General features: G+C 74.6%; 14 protein-coding genes. 3 read left to right on the top strand and 11 right to left on the bottom strand.

What is annotated here, in order from left to right; translation table 11 throughout:
* Positions 1-103 precede the first annotated feature (103 nt).
* Entirely contained in the window at positions 104-883 is a 780-nt protein-coding gene (locus BMX65_RS15725) for a MerR family transcriptional regulator (protein ID WP_075000890.1), read from the bottom strand.
* Positions 884-1,137: 254 nt separating this feature from the next.
* Here BMX65_RS15725 and BMX65_RS15720 point away from each other — a divergent pair, with 254 nt between their 5' ends.
* Positions 1,138-2,955 carry an AMP-dependent synthetase/ligase gene (locus tag BMX65_RS15720; protein WP_075000889.1) on the top strand — a complete coding sequence of 606 codons (1,818 nt, stop codon included), beginning with the start codon at positions 1,138-1,140 and terminating at the stop codon, positions 2,953-2,955.
* 38 nt (positions 2,956-2,993) lie between these two features.
* Here the strand turns inward: BMX65_RS15720 and BMX65_RS15715 are convergent, their stop codons facing one another.
* Genes BMX65_RS15715 through BMX65_RS15690 form a run of 6 tightly spaced genes read right to left on the bottom strand, consistent with a single transcriptional unit; the run spans position 2,994 to position 8,681 of the window.
* Positions 2,994-4,268, bottom strand: a complete 1,275-nt coding sequence (locus BMX65_RS15715) for a cytochrome P450 family protein (RefSeq protein WP_075000888.1) — start codon at positions 4,266-4,268, stop codon at positions 2,994-2,996.
* Positions 4,265-5,557 carry a cytochrome P450 gene (locus BMX65_RS15710; protein WP_075000887.1) on the bottom strand — a complete coding sequence of 431 codons (1,293 nt, stop codon included), beginning with the start codon at positions 5,555-5,557 and terminating at the stop codon, positions 4,265-4,267. Before BMX65_RS15710 ends, BMX65_RS15715 begins: the two co-directional genes overlap by 4 nt.
* Positions 5,554-6,195, bottom strand: coding sequence for a GTP-binding protein (locus BMX65_RS15705; RefSeq protein WP_177214276.1), 642 nt, complete (start codon positions 6,193-6,195; stop codon positions 5,554-5,556). The genes BMX65_RS15710 and BMX65_RS15705 overlap by 4 nt, the downstream gene beginning before the upstream one ends.
* A complete protein-coding gene (locus BMX65_RS15700; protein WP_075000886.1) occupies positions 6,176-6,538 on the bottom strand; it encodes a DUF742 domain-containing protein in 363 nt (120 codons plus the stop codon). The genes BMX65_RS15705 and BMX65_RS15700 overlap by 20 nt, the downstream gene beginning before the upstream one ends.
* Positions 6,535-6,966, bottom strand: a complete 432-nt coding sequence (locus BMX65_RS15695; protein ID WP_075000885.1) for a roadblock/LC7 domain-containing protein — start codon at positions 6,964-6,966, stop codon at positions 6,535-6,537. Before BMX65_RS15695 ends, BMX65_RS15700 begins: the two co-directional genes overlap by 4 nt.
* Positions 6,963-8,681 carry an ATP-binding protein gene (locus BMX65_RS15690; protein ID WP_075000884.1) on the bottom strand — a complete coding sequence of 573 codons (1,719 nt, stop codon included), beginning with the start codon at positions 8,679-8,681 and terminating at the stop codon, positions 6,963-6,965. Before BMX65_RS15690 ends, BMX65_RS15695 begins: the two co-directional genes overlap by 4 nt.
* A 238-nt stretch (positions 8,682-8,919) precedes the next feature.
* On the opposite strand from BMX65_RS15690, the gene BMX65_RS15685 reads away from it, so the two are divergent.
* Positions 8,920-9,798 (top strand): oxygenase MpaB family protein, encoded by an 879-nt coding sequence (locus BMX65_RS15685; RefSeq protein ID WP_075000883.1) that lies wholly within the window; start codon positions 8,920-8,922, stop codon positions 9,796-9,798.
* Positions 9,799-9,929: 131 nt separating this feature from the next.
* On the opposite strand, the gene BMX65_RS15680 is transcribed toward BMX65_RS15685, so the two are convergent.
* The 4 genes from BMX65_RS15680 to BMX65_RS15665 all read right to left on the bottom strand — a co-directional run bounded on the left by BMX65_RS15680 (position 9,930) and on the right by BMX65_RS15665 (position 16,183).
* Positions 9,930-11,408 carry a M1 family metallopeptidase gene (locus BMX65_RS15680; protein ID WP_075000882.1) on the bottom strand — a complete coding sequence of 493 codons (1,479 nt, stop codon included), beginning with the start codon at positions 11,406-11,408 and terminating at the stop codon, positions 9,930-9,932.
* A 146-nt stretch (positions 11,409-11,554) separates the two neighbouring features.
* On the bottom strand, positions 11,555-12,517 hold the full coding sequence (locus BMX65_RS15675) for an FAD-dependent oxidoreductase (protein WP_075000881.1): 963 nt from the start codon (positions 12,515-12,517) through the stop codon (positions 11,555-11,557).
* Between the two features lie 32 nt (positions 12,518-12,549).
* A complete protein-coding gene (locus BMX65_RS15670; protein ID WP_075000880.1) occupies positions 12,550-14,604 on the bottom strand; it encodes an amylo-alpha-1,6-glucosidase in 2,055 nt (684 codons plus the stop codon).
* Positions 14,605-14,608: 4 nt separating this feature from the next.
* Complete coding sequence (locus BMX65_RS15665) at positions 14,609-16,183, bottom strand: MGH1-like glycoside hydrolase domain-containing protein (RefSeq protein WP_075000879.1); 1,575 nt, start codon at positions 16,181-16,183, stop codon at positions 14,609-14,611.
* Between the two features lie 663 nt (positions 16,184-16,846).
* Between BMX65_RS15665 and BMX65_RS15660 the strand changes: the two genes are divergently transcribed.
* Entirely contained in the window at positions 16,847-18,058 is a 1,212-nt protein-coding gene (locus BMX65_RS15660) for an ROK family protein (protein WP_075000878.1), read from the top strand.
* Positions 18,059-18,060: the final 2 nt, after the last annotated feature.

Here is an 18,060-nt window from a genome sequence, read left to right as displayed (position 1 = left end):
GATCCGGCTGCCCCGAACCGACCCGGCCGACCCACCGGACCCGGCTGACCGGCCGGACCCGCCCGGCCCGGCAGCCGGGCGGCTGCGGCCGCCCGGCCCCGGGTCACTCGGGTGCCGGGCCGGAGGCCGTGCGCGGGGCGCTCTCCAGCGGGAAGACCTCCCGCAGCTCCTCCTTCATGGACCGCTGGAAGGCGGTCACCAGGGCCTGCACCACCATCGGCTGCATGTGCGCGGAGAGCGACTTCATCCGCTCCAGCCGTTCGGGGTCCGGCTCCAGCTCCCGGTAGGGGTCCCACACCTCCTGCTTGAAGAGCCGGCTCAGCTCCCGTGCGGCGGAGCGGGCGTGCTCCAGCATCACCGAGCGCGCGGCCAGGATCGCCTCCTGCGAGATCGGGACGTCCAGCAGCCGCACCCCGAGCTGCACCAGCGCGGGATCGACACGGAAGACGTCCGGGTCGTCCGTACGGGCCAGCACGCTCATCGCCGCGAGGCGGTCGAGGTCGTCGTCGGTCAGCTCCCGCCCGACCCGGCCCTCCAGTTGGGAACGTGTCGTCTCGTCGACGGTGTCCGGCAGCCAGGAGGCCACGACCGCGCGGTGGATGGCCAGATCGTGGGCGCTGATGTCGTCGGGGAGCCGCTGCAGATAGCGTTCGATGGCCGCCAGGGTCATGCCCTGGTGCTGCAGTTCCTCGATGAGCGCCAGCCGGGAGAGGTGTTCGGGACCGTAGCGGCCCACCCGGCGGGGGCCGATGGTGGGCGGCGGCAGCAGGCCGCGGGTGCTGTAGAAGCGGAGCGTGCGCACCGTCACGCCCGCCCGTGCCGCGAGCTGGTCGACGGTGAGCTGGTCGAGGGACTCGCCCGTCGTCCCGTTCTGCTGCTCCATCTGCCGCGCCCCTCTCACCGCGGCACCGCCGGGGTGCCGTGCGTACCGATCGTGTTCAACAGTATTGCTGTCTCACCACTCATGTGAAACCTGGGCGGAGCGGACCGCTCCCTCCCGCGGCACCGTCGACGCGGCCGGGGCACCGCGCTAGGCTCGCGGCAGGACGGCGGGGCGTACCGCCTGCCGGTGGCCACGCGGCCCCTCGGCGGCCGCGGTCGGCACCACTCATCGGCCACCTCACCTCCGGAGGCGCCATGACGACGATCCTGCGACTTCCCGGCGACGCGTCCGAACTGACCGTCCCCGACCTGTTGTTGCGCAACGAGCGCGACCACGGGGACCTCCCGGCGCTCTCCTGGGACACCCGCGAGGGCGGTCGTACCACGCTCACCTGGGCCCAGGTGCGCCACCGGGTCGCCGAGACGGCGGCCGGACTCGACGCGCTGGGCGTCACTCCCGGCGAGCACGTCCTGCTGATGATGGGCAACCGTCCCGAGCACTGGCTCACCGACCTGGCCCTGGTGCACCTGGGCGCGGTGCCCGTCTCGGTCTACGGCACCGCCTCGCCCGAGCAGATCGCCCACATCGTCCGGCACTCCCGGGCCCGCCTGGCCGTCGTCGGGGGAGCGGAGGAGCGTACCCGCTGGGAACAGCTGCCGGCCTGCGCGCAGGAGGGCTCCGGACGGCTCCGGCTCGTGGTGGCCGACGCGGACGCCGCGGGCCCGCACACCGCCTGGAGCACGGTGCCGCAGCGGTACGACTCCGCCTCCTTCGAACGGGCATGGCGCGGGGTGCGCCCCGCCGACCCGGTGACCGTCGTCTACACCTCCGGCACCACCGGCGACCCCAAGGGCGTGGTGATCAGCCACCGGAACGTCGTCCTCAACGGCATCGCACTCGACGGGATCGCCGAACTGCCCGACCACGTCGACCACATCTGCTATCTGCCCTTCGCGCACATCGCCGAGCGGATGCTCGGCATCTACCTGCCGGTGCTGCGCGCCGGCCACGTCCACCTGTGCCCCGACCCCGACCGGATCGCCGCCCTGGTACGGGAGTTGCGCCCGGCGCAGTTCTTCGGGGTGCCGCGGGTGTGGGAGAAGCTGGCCGCGGCCGTCCGCGCGGCGCTGGAGGCGCTGCCCGCGGAGCGGCGGACCGCGGTGGAGGACGCCGCGCGGGTGGCCCGCGCCCAGGTGCGCTGCCGCGAGCGGGGCCACGCTCCCGACCCGCAGTTGGCGGCGGCCTACGCGAAGGCCCAGCACGAGGTCCTGCGGCCGCTGCTGGCGCCGGTGGGGTTCGACCGGCTCGTCTGGACGGCCAGCGCCTCCGCCCCGCTGCCGCCGGATCTGCAGGACTTCTGGGCGGGCCTGGGAGTGGTGATCATGGACGCCTGGGGGCTGACGGAGACCACCGGAGCGCTCACCCTCAACGGGCCGGCGGCCTTCCGCCTCGGCTCGGTGGGCCGCCCGCTCGGCGGCACGGAGGTCCGCACCGCCGAGGACGGCGAGATCATGGTGCGCGGCAGCACCCTCTTCGCGGGCTATCTGCGCGCCGACGGTTCGGTCCGGCCCGACACCGACGCGGACGGCTGGTTCGCCACCGGGGACATCGGACGCGTCGACGAGGACGGCTTCCTGTGGCTGACCGGCCGCAAGAAGGAGATGATCGTCACCTCGACGGGCAAGAACGTCTCCCCGACCCTGGTGGAGAACGCGCTCAAGGAGCATCCCCTGGTGGGCCAGGCGATGGTGCACGGGGACGGCCGCTCCTGTCTGGTCGCCCTCCTGGTCCTGGACGCCGGGGAACTCTCCGCCTGGGCGGCCCGCAACGGCGTCGAGGTGCCACCGGACGGGGCTGCCGGGCTCCCCGCCGTACGCGCGGAGGTCGACCGTGCCGTGGCCGCCGCCAACGCCCGGCTCAACCGCACCGAACAGGTCAAGCGCTACCACCTGCTGGAGCGGGAGTGGACCCCGCAGACCGGGGAGCTGACCCCCTCGCTCAAGCTGCGGCGGCAGGTGGTGCGCGACCGTTTCCGGCAGGTCGTCGACGGACTCTACGAAGATCATGTGTGAGGCCCCCGGTGCGGGGACGCCTCCGGGCGCAGCCGGGATCAGCGCAGCCGCACCGGCAGCTCGTGGAGCTCGTTCTGGGTGACCGCGGGCTTGTTGCGCAGCTCGGCCGGGTCGACGGCCAGCCGCAGGCCGGGGAAGCGGTCGAAGAGGGCGGGGAGGGCGACCAGTGCCTCCAGCCGGGACAGCGGCGCCCCGGGGCACACATGGGGTCCGTGCCCGAAGGAGAGGTGGCGGGTGGGCGTGCGAGTGATGTCGAACCGCTCCGCGTCCGGTCCGTGCTGCTCCTCGTCCCGTCCGATGGCGCCGTAGGAGATGATCACGGCGTCGCCCCGCGCCACGGTGGTGCCGCCGACCTCGAGGTCCTCGGTGGCGAAGCGGATCAGCACATGCGTGGTGGGCGCGTCCCAGCGCAGTGTCTCCTCGACGGCGGCCTCCCAGCCCACCTCGCCCGACCGGAGCAGGGCGAGCTGCTCGGGACGGGTGAGCAGCGCCCGCACCGCGCTCACCAGCAGGCTGATCGTGGTCTCGTGCCCGGCGGTGATCAGCACCTGGACAGTGGCGACCACCTCCTCGTCGCTGAGCGAGTCGCCTTCCTCCGCCGCCGCCAGCAGCGCGCTGGTCAGATCGTCGCCGGGCGACTCCCGCTTCCGTGCGACCTCGGCGCCGAAGAGCGACCCCAGCTCGGCGATGATGGCCGGGACCTCCTCGGCCGGGGTGACGCTGCTGAAGAAGCCGTCGAACAGCGTGCGCAGTCGCGGGATCTGCGTGGTGTCGATGCCCAGCAGGTCGCCGATGACCGCCATCGGCAGCGGGTAGGCGAAGGCGGACTTGAGATCGACCCGGCCCTCCGCGTCGGCCGCCGACTCCAGCCCGTCCAGCAGCGTGCGGGTGATCTCCTCGATACGGGGCCGCAGCGCCGCCACCCGGCGCGGAGTGAGCGCCTGCGCGGTCAGCGCGCGCAGCCTGCGGTGCTCGGGGCCGTCGAACGTGAGCATGCTGGGGCCCGGGTCGGCCAGTCCGATCAGCGGCCAGGTCGGCGGGATCTCCCCGCGCCGGTAGGCGGCCCAGTGGTCGATGTTCTTCACCAGCCTGCTGTCGGTCAGCAGCTTGCGGGCCTCCGCGTGCCGGGACACCGCCCACACCCGCACCCCGCCGGGCAGCTCGACGGGAGCCAGTGGCCCCGCGGCACGCAGCCGGGCGCCCTCGCCGGCCAGGTCGCCGACCAGCGGATCGAGCACGATCACCGGATCGGCGGCATCCGCACGGTCGGAGCCTGCGTCCGAACCGGTTCCGGTGACGGGGCACGATGTCATCCATGGCCTCCTGCGGCGCTGGTGGGAGTCGGGGTGAAGCGGGCCGGCAGCGCGGCCAGCCCGCGCAGGAACGGCGAAGCACGCCAGACCAGGGCCTGCGGGCTGACCGCCAGGTCCAGGTCGGGCAGCCGGTCCAGCAGCACCTCGATCCCGGTGCGCGCGATGCCCTCGGCGAGGTCCTGGGCCGGATAGGGGCAGCGGTGCTCGCCGTGCCCGAAGGAGAGGAACGCGCTGTTGCCGCCGGTGAAGACCGTGCGGTCCGGGCGGATCTGCGGGTCGCCGTTGGCGGCGGCGAAACTGAGCATCAGCAGATCGCCCGCCGGGATGTGCCGGCCGGCCAGCCGGGTGTCGCGGGTGGTCCAGCGGCCCGCGATGTTCTGGGTGGGGGTGTCCTCCCACAGCACCTCGTTCATGGCCTCGGCGACGCTGTGCCGGCCGCCGGAGAGCGAGGCGGCGAACCGCTCGTCGGTGAGCATCAGCCGCAGCGAGTTGCCGATCCAGTCCGCGGTCGGCTGGTGGCCCGCGACGATGTTCACCATCATGTCCTCGAGGAGCTCCTCGAAGGTGAACTCGGGCGCGTGGTCGTGGTGCAGCATCCGGGAGGCGACCCCGGCGCCCGGTGCGGTGCGCCGGGCGGCCAGCAGGGAGTGCATGGCCGCCTGCACCCGGTCCCGGCCGCGCAGTGCCTCCGGCCCGCCGTCGACCAGCGCGTTGATGCTGGGCACCAGTTCGGCTCCGGCCTGGTCGGAGAAGCCGTAGAGCTGCGCGAGCACCAGCGCGGGCAGCACCGTGGCGTACTCGGCGATCAGGTCGGCCGAGCCGCGTGCGCAGATGCCGTCGATCAGCCGGTCGGCGAACCGCTCGGCGTGGTTGCGCAGTTCGAACGGGTCGACCGCGGCCAGCGCGTCCCCGACCAGGGCCGCGCGGCGCCGGTGCCGCTCGCCGACGGTGTAGAGGATCGACGGCTGCTTGCCGACCATCGGCAGCAGCGGCCAGTCCGGGGGAATGTTCGGCCACTGGTTCCACAGCCCCGAGTCCCGGCTGAAGAGGGCCGGTTCGGAGGTGACCCGGTGCAGCTCCCGGTAGCCGAGCACCAGCCAGCAGGGGACATCCCCCGGCAGCAGGACCGGGGCGAGCGGCCCGTGCTGCTCGTACATCTCGCGGTAGAGCCGCGCCCGGTCCTCGCTCTGGAAGCGCGGCCCCAGCAGCGGGACGGCTCCGGAGTCCTGATGGGCGGGGCAGCCGGGCGGGGGCGCGGAGGCGGGTCCGGGGTGCTGGGGCGGTGTCACGGGGTGTTCTCCGGGGCGGAACGCGCGGTGGACAGGTCGTACAGGTGGTTCACGAGGGTGAGCAGCACGTTCTTGCTGGACTCGCGGGACCGCGCGTCGCAGTCGAGGAGCGGGATCCCGGCGGGCAGGTCGAGGGCCTCGCGCACCTGATCGGTCGTGTGCGGGGGACCGCCGAAGTCGTTCCGCGCGACGATGAACGGGGTGCCGTGCGCCTCCAGCCGGTCGATGGCGTACCAGGAGTCCTCCAGCCGCCGGGTGTCCACCAGGACGACGGCGCCCAGGGTGCCGGCGAAGAGCCGGTCCCACAGGAACCAGAACCGCTCCTGTCCCGGCGCTCCGAACAGGTAGAGCACCGTCTCGTCGTTCAGGCTGATGCGGCCGAAGTCGAAGGCGATCGTGGTGGTCGTCTTGCCCCGTACGGCGGAGAGGTCGTCGACGCCCTCCCCGGCGCGGGTCATCGTCTCCTCGGTGTTCAGCGGCCGGATGTCGCTGACAGCCCGCACCATGGTGGTCTTGCCCACGCCGAAGCCGCCGACGACCACGATCTTCAGCCCCTGGGCCGCGGTGCTGAGCAGCGGCGGACGGGCCTCGGCGCCCGCTGCCGGCGCCGGGTTCGCTTCAGATGTTGCGGAGTCCAACGAGCACCTGCTTCAGAATGTCGGGGTCGGGCAGTGCGTCAGCGGTGCGGGCGCGCCGCGGATGGCGTGCGGTGATCTTCCCCTGGGCGAGGAGGTCGCCCAGCAGGATGCGGACGACGCTCACCGGCAGGCCCAGATCGGCGGCCAGTTCCACGACCGCCGTGGGGAACCGGCAGATGCGCAGGATCGCGGCGTGCTCCGACTGCATGCCGCGCACCGGAGCGCTCTCGCTGACCACGAGCGTCACCAGGTCGAAGGCTTCGGCTCCGGCCGCCGAGCGGCTGCGCCCGCCGGTCACGGTGTACAGCCGGTCCGGGTCCTCGTCCCGGCCCGGCCGGGTCATGCGTCTCCGCCTCCGCGTCCGTCGACCTCCCCGGCCGCCTGGCGCGGCGGAGCGCTGAGGTGCTCGCTGAGCTGTTCGATCAGTTCGTTCATGTTGTGGCCGATCAGACCGACGTCGGAGTCCTCCTCGGCGACGACCGCCAGATGGGCGCCGTCGCCCGCCTCCACGACGAACAGGATGCCGCCGTAGAACTCGGCCATCGCCTGCCGCACTCCGCCGCGGCCGTCGCCGAACTCCACGGAGGCACCGTGCGACAGGCTCTGGATACCGGCCGAGATGGCCGCGAGCTGGTCGGCCTGGTCGACGGAGAGCTCGGGTGTGCGGCACAGCTTGAGTCCGTCGCGGGAGAGCACCAGGGCGTGCCGGGCGCCGGGTGTGCGCTCCAGGAGGCTTTCCAGCAGCCAGTCGAGCGTGCTGTCAGTGATCATTCGGTGTCGTCCTCCGAGAGGGAAGAGGAGCGGGCGGGGGAGGAGTCGGACGGCCGGGAGCGCCGACCGGTGTCTTCGGTGCCGGCGCCCTGGACGGCCCGGCGGAAGTCGCCGAACCGGGCGCCGGAGGGACGCGGGGTGCTGCGGGCAGCCGTGGGGCCGCCCGCGGCCTCCCCGGCGGCGGTCGGGTCCCGCTGGTCCGCCTGTTCCGCGCCGGGCGCGGGTTCCGGGAGCCGCGAGGAGGTGGCCGAGGCGCGGGCGACGGCGGCCAGGGTCTGTCCGCGCCGCCGCTTGGGCAGTCCGCTCTCCCCGAACTCCTGGGGCGGCGGTGCCGGAGCCGTCCGGGCGGTGTCCTCCCGCCGGTCGTGGCCCGGGGAGCGCTGCACGTCCGGGCCGGCCCGCTCCGGTTGCCGGGAGTGGACTGCCGCCGTGTTGTCCTGACGCCGGGCCGTGGGGCGTGCGGCGCTCCGCTCCGCGCGGGGCGCGGGCGGGACCGCGGCGGCCGGGGCCGGCACCTCGGTGCGCTCCTCGTGGCGCGGTTCCGTCACCAACTCGTGCGGGACCCGCAGGAGTACGCCTGTGCCGCCGTGCGCGGAGGGCCGGAAGGAGACCTGCAGGCCGTGCTTGCGCGCCAGCCGCCCGACCACGGCCAGACCGAGCCGGGTGCCGGAGAGCGTGGTCAGGTCGCCGTGCTCGCCGGAGACGGCCTGCTCGGCGCGGCGCAGCGCGACGTCGCCCATCACCAGTCCGCCGTCCTCGACGGTGATGACGATTCCGGCAGCCACCTCCTCGACGTAGACGTGCACTTCGGAGGTGGGTGGCGAGAAGTTCGCCGCGTTGTCCATCAGTTCGGCCAGCGCGTGCATGACGCCCTCGGCCGCGTGGCCCGCGACGGCGGCCTCGCTGGTGGAGTGCAGCCGCACCCGCTGGTAGCCGCTGATCCGGCCCATCGCGCCGCGCAGCACGGACTCCATCACGATCGGCTTGGCCCAGCGGCGGCCGGAGCGCGCGCCGGTCAGTACGGCGAGGGAGTCGGCGATCCGGCCCGTCTGCGCGTTCCGGTGGTCGAGGTGCAGCAGGTCGCCCAGCACGTCCTCGTCCGCGTGCCGGTGCTCCATCTCCCGCAGGTCGGCGGCCATGCTGGTGGCCAGTGCCTGCACCCGGCCGGCGGCGTTGGCGCACGCCGACATCGCCGCGGCACGCAGGGTCTCGCCCCGGTGGACCTCGTGCGCCAGAGCGGTCAGCACCCGGCGCTGCGCCTCGGAGACCACCGGGGGTGCCTCGGCCAGCGCGGTCTCCGCCGAGCCGCCGCGCCGCAGCCGCTCCACGACGCCGGGGACCGTCGTGTCCGCGAAGCGGGCGTCGGCCGCGTCCCGTTCGGCCGCCCTGGCCTGTGCGGCGGCCACCTGGGAGCGCAGCGAGCGGCTGGTGAGCCGGGCGTGCACCGCGACGGCGACCGCCGCGCACAGCACAGCGCCGGCCGCGCCGGTGCCCCAGGCGACTGCGGTACGCGCGGAGTCGGCGCAGGTCTGGACGGTGATCAGGCAGGCGGCACCGGCGACCACGATGGAGATCAGCAGCGCCAGCGCCGTGCCCTTGGCGGCCCCGCGACCGGCCGGGACCGTCGGGTCGCCGCCCGCGGCCGGCCCGGACCGGCCGGCAGCCGTTCCGTCCGCGCCGGAGGCCGGGGGCGGTGGTATCTCGGGGGAGGTCATCAATCAGGTCCTCGGGGACGGAACCGGGCAGAGGCGAGAGCTGAGCCGCAGCCCTCCGATCAACGTCGAACCAATATAAGCCAGTTAGTGATCACTAGGTAACACTGGGGTGTTCTGCCGCGGAACATCCGCGACCGGTTCCGCTCCGCCGTACCGCCCGCCGCACCCGTGGACCGCACCCTCGCGCGCCGCGCCGGAACCGGTGGCCGCAGAGCATCATGCGGGCCCCGGAGGCATCATGAGAAGCGTGCAGACGAGCGAGGGACGACAACCAGTGCGCACCGGGCCGGAGCCCCCGCCCCCGGACGGCATCCTGTGGGACGTGGTCGGCGAGGTCCGCCAGCTCCTGATGCTCCCCGCCGCGCTCACCCTGCAGGTCGCCCACCCCGCCGTGGGCGCCGGAGTGGACGAGCACTCCGTCTTCCGTACCGACCCCTGGGGCCGCGGGGAGCGCTCGCTGGGCAGCTTTCTGCTGTGGGTCTACGGCGGCGAGGAGGGGGTGGCGGAAGGGCGCAGGCTGCGTGAGCTGCACAAGCACATCCAGGGCGTCGACGCGCACGGCCGCCGCTACCACGCGCTGACCCCCGCCTACTACGCGTGGGTGCACGCCACCGGCTTCCCCACCTACCGGCACGCGCAGCGCTATCTCGGCCGCCGCCCCTACACCGACGCCGAGGAGCGGCAGCTGTACGCCGAGTGGCTCCAGGTCGGCCGGGTGCTGGGCATCCGCGAGCGGGACATGCCGCAGACGCGGGAGGAATTCTGGCCCTACTGGCACCGGATGCTGGCCGAGGAGATCGAACCCACCCGGGTCGTCCGCGAACTCACCTCGCTCGACACCGGCATCCCGCCGCCGCCCTGGGGGCCGCGGCCCGTGCGGTGGGCCGTCCGCGCGGTGTGGCCGCTGGTCGTTCCCGGGTTCGCCCGGCTCCGCCGCTTCCTGACCGTGGGACTGATGCCGCCCGAGGCGCGCCAGGTCCTGGGGCTGCCCTGGACGCCGCGTCAGGAGCGGCGGCTGCGCCGCCTCGGCCGGGTGCTCGCCCGAACGCTTCCGCTCCTCCCGGAGCGCCTCCGCTATCTGCCCTACGCCCGCCGCGCCCGCGCGCAGCGCCGCTGACCTCGTGCGGGGTGCGGGCGAGGGCCCGGCCGGGCGAGGGCCCGGCCGGGAGAGGGCCCGGTCCTCGCCCGCTGCGGCGCGGGCGAGGACCGGGTGCTGCCGGGCGCTCCGCCGGGCGGAACGCGCCGGCCTCAGCGGCGCGGGTGGTCCGCCGTGTGGATCTGCTTCCAGGAGCGGGGGCGCTCCGGGGTGCGGCCGGCGGTGAAGGCCGACACGTGCGCGGCAGGCTTCGAGGGCTGGTACAGCCAGGTGTCGAAGAGTCCGGCCAGCGGCTTGCCGGACACCTTCTCCGCGTAGGCGACGAAGTCGCCCACCTCTGCGTTGCCGCCCCGGTGCGCCTTCGGCCAGCCCTTCAGCAGAGCGAGGAAATCCTTGTCGCCGATCCTGTTGCGCAGCGCCTGCAGGGCCATGGCGCCGCGGTCGTAGACCGCCCGGTGGAACTGGTTGTCGGGGCCGGGGTCGCCCGGCGCGACCTTCCAGAAGGGGTCGTCGGCCGGGTGCGAGGCGTAGGCGTAGTCGGCCAACTCCTGTGCGGTGCCCTCCCCCTGGTCCTCGGACCAGAGCCACTGCGCATACCGCGCGAATCCCTCGTTGAGCCAGATGTCCTTCCAGCCCTTCACCGAGACGCTGTCCCCGTACCACTGGTGGGCCATCTCGTGCACGACCACGGAGGTGTTGGAGCCGTCCGCGAAGTCGTCGGGGCTGTAGAAGGGGCGGGTCTGGGTCTCCAGCGCGAAGGTCGTGTCCGTGTTGGGCACATAGCCGCCCAGCGCGTCGAACGGGTAGCTGCCGAAGTAGTTCTCCAGCCACTCGGTCAGCTCGGCCGTCCGCTCGACGCTGGCCCGTGCCGCGCCCTCGTGCTCGCCCAGGTCCTTGCTGTAGGCGTTGATGACGGGCAGTCCGGAGTCGGTCTCGGACCTCGTGATGTCGAACCTGCCGACCGCGAGCGTGGCCAGATAGGTGGCCTGCGGGGCGCGGGAGCGCCAGTTGAAACGCGTCCAGCCGGCCCGGGTGCGCTGCGACTGGAGGGTGCCGTTGCTGAGGGCCTGGGTGCCTTCGGGGACGGCGACGCTGATGTCGTAGCTCGCCTTGTCGGTGGGGTGATCGTTGCTGGGGAACCACCACCAGGCGGACTCGGGCTCGTTGGCCGCGACCCCGCCGTCCGGGGTGCGGTGCCAGGAGGTGAAACCGTCCACCTTCACCTTGGAGGGCGTCCCGTGGTAGCGGACCACGACGGTGGCCTTCTCGCCCTCGGCGAGCGGCTCGGCCGGGGTGATGCGCAGCTCGTGCGCCCCGGAGGTGCCGAAGCGGGCCTTCTTCCCGTTCACCCGCACCTCGGTGACGTCCAGCGCGAAGTCCAGGTTGAACCGGGACAGGTCCTGCCGGGCGGTGGCCAGCAGGGTGGCGGTGCCCGCCAGTTCGTCCGTCTTCGGCCGGTAGGTGAGCCGAAGGTCGTAGTGGGAGACGTCGTAGCCGCCGTTCCCGTAGTCCGGGTAGTAGGGGTCGCCCGCGCCCGGTGCTCCCGGAGTCGGTTCGGCCGCCGAGGCCGGGGCCGCGAGCAGCAGCAGGGCCGCCGCTGCCGCACCCGGGACGATCAGTCTGTGGCGCACGAGTCCTCCAACTCATCTGCGACAGGGGTCACTTCTTCCGAAACGTGTGTACTCCCGTGTCACATTGCATGTCCACAGCAACCAGCGTCATCCAGCCGCACCCGAGAACACCGTCCCCGCGCGGTCGCCGTTCCGGTGCGCGTACGTCATCCGCCCGCTTCGGGCGGCCCCACCAGCCGGGCGGCGTCCACCGCGCACCCCCACGAGACGGTGACACCCGCGCCGCCGTGCCCGTAGTTGTGCACGCACAGCGCGCTGCCGCCGCGCCCGTCGGGGATCCGCTCCGCCTCCAGCCGGACCCGCGGCCGGAACGGCCGCAGCCCCACCCGGTGTTCCAGCACCCTGGCCTCCGCCACCTCCGGATGGACGGCTGCGCACCGCCGTACGATCGCCGCCGCCGTCGCCGGATCCGGTTCCCGCTCCTCGGCACCGTCCTCGGCCGTGCCGCCGAGGACCAGGCCGTAGGGCTGCGGCAGGAGGTACGTCGTCTCCCGGGCGCCGCCGTCCGCGGCGACGTACCACTCCTCGACACCCGGGTTCTCCACCACGACGAGCCGGCCGCGCACCGGCCGCACCTCCGGGTCGGGCACCAGCTCGCGGGCTCCGAGCCCGCTGCAGTTCACCACCGTGGGCGCTTCGGCCGCCGCTTCGGCCGGCGAACCGGCCGCGCGCCGCTCCCAGCGCCCGCCCGCCGCCTCCAGACGGCCTTTCAGGTAGCCGAGATAGCTCCCCATGTCGACCAGCGGAGCCCGGGGCGGGGTACCGGTCAGCGCGCTCCACTCCGCGGGCGGCGTGCTGCCCGGCATGCGCCCCCGGACCAGCCGCACCCCGGTGGCCGACGGCTGCTCGGCGAGCCAGGAGAAGTGCCGGAAGGAGCGGACCGCCCAGTCCAGGGCCTGCCGCTCCGGTGCGATCCGGTAGGGCCAGATCAGGCCGCCGGCCACCGCCGAGGTCGTCCCCTCCGGCGGGCTCGGGCTCCACACGCGCACGTCCGATCCGCGTTCCGCCAGGACCACCGCCGTGGTCAGCCCGATGACTCCGCCGCCGAGGACGACCACGTCCCCGGTCCGCCGAGCCCTGCCCGCTGCCGTCCCCGTCACCTCGGTCATGCCGCGACACTACGGCGCCGGGCACCGGAAGGTCACCGCCTCAGCGCCGTCAGCAGGGCCAGCGGGGCGGCCGCCGCCCAGGCACGCGGCGCACCTCCGTGCGGGGAGGGCACCGGCTCCGGAACGTCCTCGCGGGCGTAGCCCGCCAGCACCTGCGGCAACCGGTGACCGCTTCGCCCGGCGGCCGCCAGCAGCCCGTCCGCCAGGCGTGCCGCCTCGGCCCGCAGGCTGTAGCGGGCCAGCCCGAGTGCGATCAGCGCGTTGTCCTGCGGCTGGATACCGCCGCGGTGGCAGGACAGCGGATGATAGGCGGCCTGCCCGGCGGCGAGGGTGCGCACCCCCCAACCGGAGAAGAAGTCCGGTTCCAGCAGCCGCCGCCCCACCGTCTCGCCCCGGCGCTGCCCCAGAATGCCCGACCAGAGCAGATGCCCCGCGTCGGAGGCGAGCGCATCCAGCTTCCGGCCCGTCTCCTCCAGCGCGAGCGGCGGGAAGCCGCGCTCGGGCAGCCAGAAGTCGGCACCGAAGCGCTCCCGCAGCCCGGCCGCGGCCCGCTCCAGCATGCCCGCGTAGCCCGGGTCGTCCCATACCGCACGGGCGAGCTCGGCGGTGCGGCACAGCGCGTCGTACGCGTACCCCTGCACCTCGGCCACCAGCACGGCACCGGTCGGCAGGGTGCCGTCGGCCGCGCAGATCGCACCGGGCGAGTCCTTCCAGCTCCGGTCGCCCCCTCCGCTGTTGCCGGGCCGGCAGGCCAGATAGCCCAGGTCCGCCAGCCCGCCCCGGTCGAACATCCACCGCACCGCGGCCCGCGCCTGCGGCTCCAGACGGCGGGCGAGCTCCGCGCCCGCGGCCCCCCGCTGCTCCGCGTAGGCGCCGAGGAGGACGAGGAAGAGCGGGGTGGAGTCGACCGAGCCGTAGAAGCGCTCGTGCGGCAGCTGCCCGAAGGCGGTCAGCTCGCCGTGCCGCAGCTCGTGGAGGATCTTCCCCGGCTCGGCGATCCGCCCCGGCTCCGCCTCGCCGTCCTGGGTGGCCGCCAGCGCGAGCAGCGTGGCCTCGGCCAGCAGCGGGCGGTAGGGCAGCGTGAAGAAGGACGTCAGGAGCGAGTCCCGGCCGATCAGGGTCAGATACCAGGGCGCTCCGGCACCTGGCACCCGCAGCGCGGCACCGTCTGATCCGGGGACGGTGACGCAGAGCCCGGCCAGATCCGCGAGTCCCTGCTCGCAGGCGCGGGCCAGCTCCGGCCGCCCGGTACGCATGCCGGGACGGGGCTCGGCGGTGGCGAACGTATGCCGTGCGGCGGCCAGTTCCGACCGCACGGTGGCCGGGTCCGGTGCCGCGGCCGGGCCGGGGACCGCCGCGTCCGGAGTACCGTGCGGCAGCGTCCGTACGCACAGCCGCAGCTCGACCGCCGCGTGCGGGGCCGGTTCCAGGAGCCAGCTCAGCCTGCGTGCCGTCCCGTCGGACCCGCCCGCCGTGCCCCCGGGGCCTTCCGCGTCGGCGGTCTCGGCGGGTGCGGGATCGGCGGTGACGACCGTACGGGTGTGCCAGCTCGTGCCCCGCCGGTAGTGGAACTCGACGCCGTCCGGGCGGGCGACGGTGCTCCGCGCGCTGTGCGGCTTGGCGAACTCCTGCCGCGGCGAACGCAGTTCCGTCTGGTCGGCGAAGTCGGCGTCCACGGTCAGGCTCACCCGTATCGGGGCGGCCGTGCCCTGGTTGCTGACGACGCGTATCCGCTCGGTCAACGCGCCGTCCACCACGGCCTGCTCGCGGAAGACCGTGCAGCTGGGCGGGGCCTCCCGGGTCCCGAGCGGAGTGAGGACGACCGCACCGTGACCGGTGCTCCCGTCCGGCTCCGCGAGCCCGTCCGCCGCCGGGGCCAGGAGGCGGTGGCCGTCGTCCCGCGCCGGCATCAGCACGGTGGGGGCGGCGCCGTCGAGCGTCAGTTGCCAGCGGCTGAGGTGGCGGGTGTCCCGGCGGAAGAGCCCGTCCGCCGGCAGCGTCCCCGTGGGCCCGGCGATGTCCCCGGAAGCGGCCAGTACCGCGAAGGTCCCGTCGTGCACGAGCAGTCGGTGCTCGATCGCCGTCATGGGGTCACGGTCCCTTCTCGGACGGGGGTACGGGCGAGGGCCCGGGTACGGGCGCGGAGACCCCGGTGCCCGGCCCCGGGGGAGTGTCTTCGGCGGTTCCGGCGGTCTCGGCGGTCTTGGCGGTTCCGGCTTCTTCGGTGTTCGCGGTGTCCGCGCCCGCTGCGGTGTCCGCGTCCCGCTCGAGCAGGTCCAGGGCGAGTGCGGCCGTCCAACTGAAGTCGCGGGCGCCGTGCCCCTGCCCGGTGTACGGGTCGAGGTACTCCGCGAAACCGCTGGCCGCCGCGGCGTGCAGTACCGCGGCGCGCAGCGCGTCGGCCCGCGCGTGTTCACCGTGCTCCCGGAGCCCGCGCTCCAGCAGCCAGTTGACGTTGAACCAGGCCGGGCCCCGCCAGTAGCGGTTCCGGTCGAAGGACGCGCCGCGCAGGTCGTAGCTGGGCAGCAGCCGCACCCGGGTGCCCAGGCCGAAGTGGTCGCCCTCGGCGGTGCTCAGCAGCGTCTCGACCAGGGGTCGGGGCAGTCCGGGCGCCACCAGCGGCAGCAGCCCCGCTGCGCTGCGCTCGGGCACCAGCGCGCCGCCGTGCCCGTCGCCGCCCGAAGCCGCCCCGGCCCGCAGGTCGCGGCAGTGGAACTGTCCGGTCCGGGGCGACCACAGCCGCTCCACCAGCGCCTCCGTGCGGGCCGCGGCGCGCCGGCGGTGGAACGCGGCGTCGCCGCGCAGCTCCTCCGCGATCCGGGCCAGCGCGTACTCGGACGCGATGAGCAGGGCGTTGAACCCCGGGTCCTCCACGGCGAAGGGGTGCGCGGCCGCCGCGTCCCGGTAGCCGTGCTCGCGGTACTCGGCGGCCAGCCGGACATACCGTCCGTAGTCCAGGTCGGTGGGCCGGTCTCCGGGGGCGCCGTGCGCGAGGTCGGCGCGGCGGAACGACGCCGGGTCCGCCGGTTCGACCCGCGCCAGCGGTCCGTCCCAGCACGGGCTGTTGTCCATGCCCGGTTCCCAGGGGTGCACCGCGGCGGCCAGCCCGCCTCCGCCCAGATCCCGGTGCTCGGCGAGGTACCGGTGCCAGGCCGCCAGCCGCGGGTACACCCCGGCCAGGAAGGCGCGCCGGGCCGAGGCGCGCGGGTCGGCGCGGTGCACCAGCCAGGCGGCCAGCGCGTGCACGGGCGGCTGCACCACACCGGAGGTCTCGATCCCGCGCGGCGCCCCGGCGGCGGCGCCCGCCGAGGAGGAGCGCCAGAAGTCGGGGCTGGGGAAGTAGGCGCCGAACGGCACCGCGGGATTGAACACGATGTGCGGGACGCGACCGTCACCCCACTGCGCCGACAGCAGCGTCTCCAGCTCCTGCTGCGCACGTACGGGGGAGAGGTGGCGCAGCCCGACGGCGATGAACGCCGAGTCCCAGCTCCACTGGTGCGGATACAGGTCGCGGGAAGGCACTGTGGAGCGGCCGGTCCGGTTGGCGAGCAGTACCCGGCAGGCGGAGCGGCGCAGCGCGCGGTGGGCCGTGTGCACCGGCGGGGCGGTGGTGCGGGCGCGCACGACGGCGGGGCCGGCACCGGTCGGCGGCAGCGGAGGGGTCACCGCGCGACCCCTCCGGGACGGGCGGCACCGCCCGCCGGGGTGCGTCCGCCCGGCGTCCTCCGCCCGCCGGGATGCGCCTCCCGCGCGCCGCCCGGGAGCGGTCGCTCCCGGCAGGCCGTCCTGACCATGCTCCGCCCTTCGCCCTCTCTCGGTCGCCGCCCACACGGCATACGTCCGGCAGCCGGGCCGCCGTGCTTGCCGGCTCTCCTGCTTGCGCTGCTCCACGGCGGCAGCGCCCCGAGCCGTGGGGACCCCACGAGTTTCGTCGAAGATACCTCGTAGTTACGTCTCGTGAACAGACATAACTGAGGATGAGATGTGTCACTCGCAGTCGAAACCAGGGTCAGAAGCCGGTCACCGCATCACGGCGGGCGGCACCGACCCGCCTACCGACCCGCCTACCGACCCGTCTGGGGCCCGGCGCCCGGACCCCAGGCGGTGGTCCGGGCCCGGTGAGGGACAGGGCCGGACCCGGCAGACCTGTGACGTACCCCTGCAGGCCGCGCGCCCGCAGCGGGCCGCCGCCGCCGACGGCGCCGGGGCCGCTGAGCGGCGCTGATGGCAGGATGCGGTGGTACGGAACCGCCCCCGTCGTCCTGCCGTTCCCGCCGCCGGGCCGCCGCTGACCGCGGACCGGCGATGCGGACGAGAGCTGAGGAGAGCATGACCGGCACCACCGGCAACCAGTCGAGCGCGGGCCATCTGCTGCGGCTCATCCGGGACGGCCGGGCCACCACCCGCGGCGCCCTGCAGCAGGTCACCGGGCTGTCCAGATCCACTGTCGGCCACCGGCTCGACCAGCTCTTCGCCGCGGGCTGGCTGCGCGAGGGCGAGCCGGCTCCCGAACCCGGCTCCACCGGCGGTCGGCCCTCGACGCGGCTGGAGTTCGACGCCGGGCACGCCGTGGTCCTCGCCGCCGACCTCGGCACCCGGCACGCCACCGCGGGCCTGCTCGACCTCGCCGGGAACGTGCTGGCCCAGCGCTCCGGCCCGATGCTCGTCGGCGACGGCCCCGAGCCGGTGCTCGACCGGCTCGCGCAGTGGTTCGCCGGGCTGCTCGCCGAGCAGGGCACGGACCCGGCCCGCGTCTGCGGCATCGGCCTGTCGGTACCCGGCCCGGTCGACGTCGGCTCCGGGGTGGTCGTCCAGCCGCCGATCATGCCCGGCTGGGACGGCTGCCCGCTGCCCGAGCGGATGCGGGCCGCCTACGCGGCCCACGTCCGGTCCGAGGCGCCTCCCGCGGTCCTCGTCGACAACGACGCCAACCTCATGGCCTACGCCGAACAGCGGGCCGGCTACCCCGACTGCGCGGCGTTCCTGCTGGTCAAGGTCGCCACCGGGATCGGTGCGGGCGTCGTCGTCGACGGGCAGCCCTATCGCGGTACGGACGGCGGTGCGGGCGACATCGGGCACATCCGGCTGCACGACTTCCCCGACGCACTGTGCATGTGCGGCAACCACGGCTGCCTCGCCGCCGTCGCCAGCGGCCGGGCGCTGGCCGAACAGCTCACCGCCGCCGGGGTGCCCACCACCTCCGGCTCCGGCGTACGCGACCACCTCGCCGCCGGCCGCCCGGAGGCGGTCCGGCTGGCCCGGGACGCCGGACGGCTGGTGGGGGAGGTGCTGGTCACGGTGGTCACCCTGCTCAACCCCGGGGTGCTGATGATCGCCGGTGACCTGGCGGGCACCCCGTTCGTGACCGGGGTGCGGGAACTGCTCTACCAGCGCGCCATGCCCCGCACGACCGCGCACCTGAACGTGGTCACCTCCCGGCTCGGCGAGCGCGCGGGCCTGACCGGCGCCGCGGCCCTGGTCGTCGAGGACCGCTACGCCCCCGCCCGCGCCGACGCCCGCCTGGCCGCCCTCGCCGGATGAGC

This window comes from Streptomyces qinglanensis, assembly GCF_900111245.1.
Taxonomy (GTDB): domain Bacteria; phylum Actinomycetota; class Actinomycetes; order Streptomycetales; family Streptomycetaceae; genus Streptomyces; species Streptomyces qinglanensis.
This window is presented reverse-complemented; position numbering and strand designations above follow the sequence as displayed.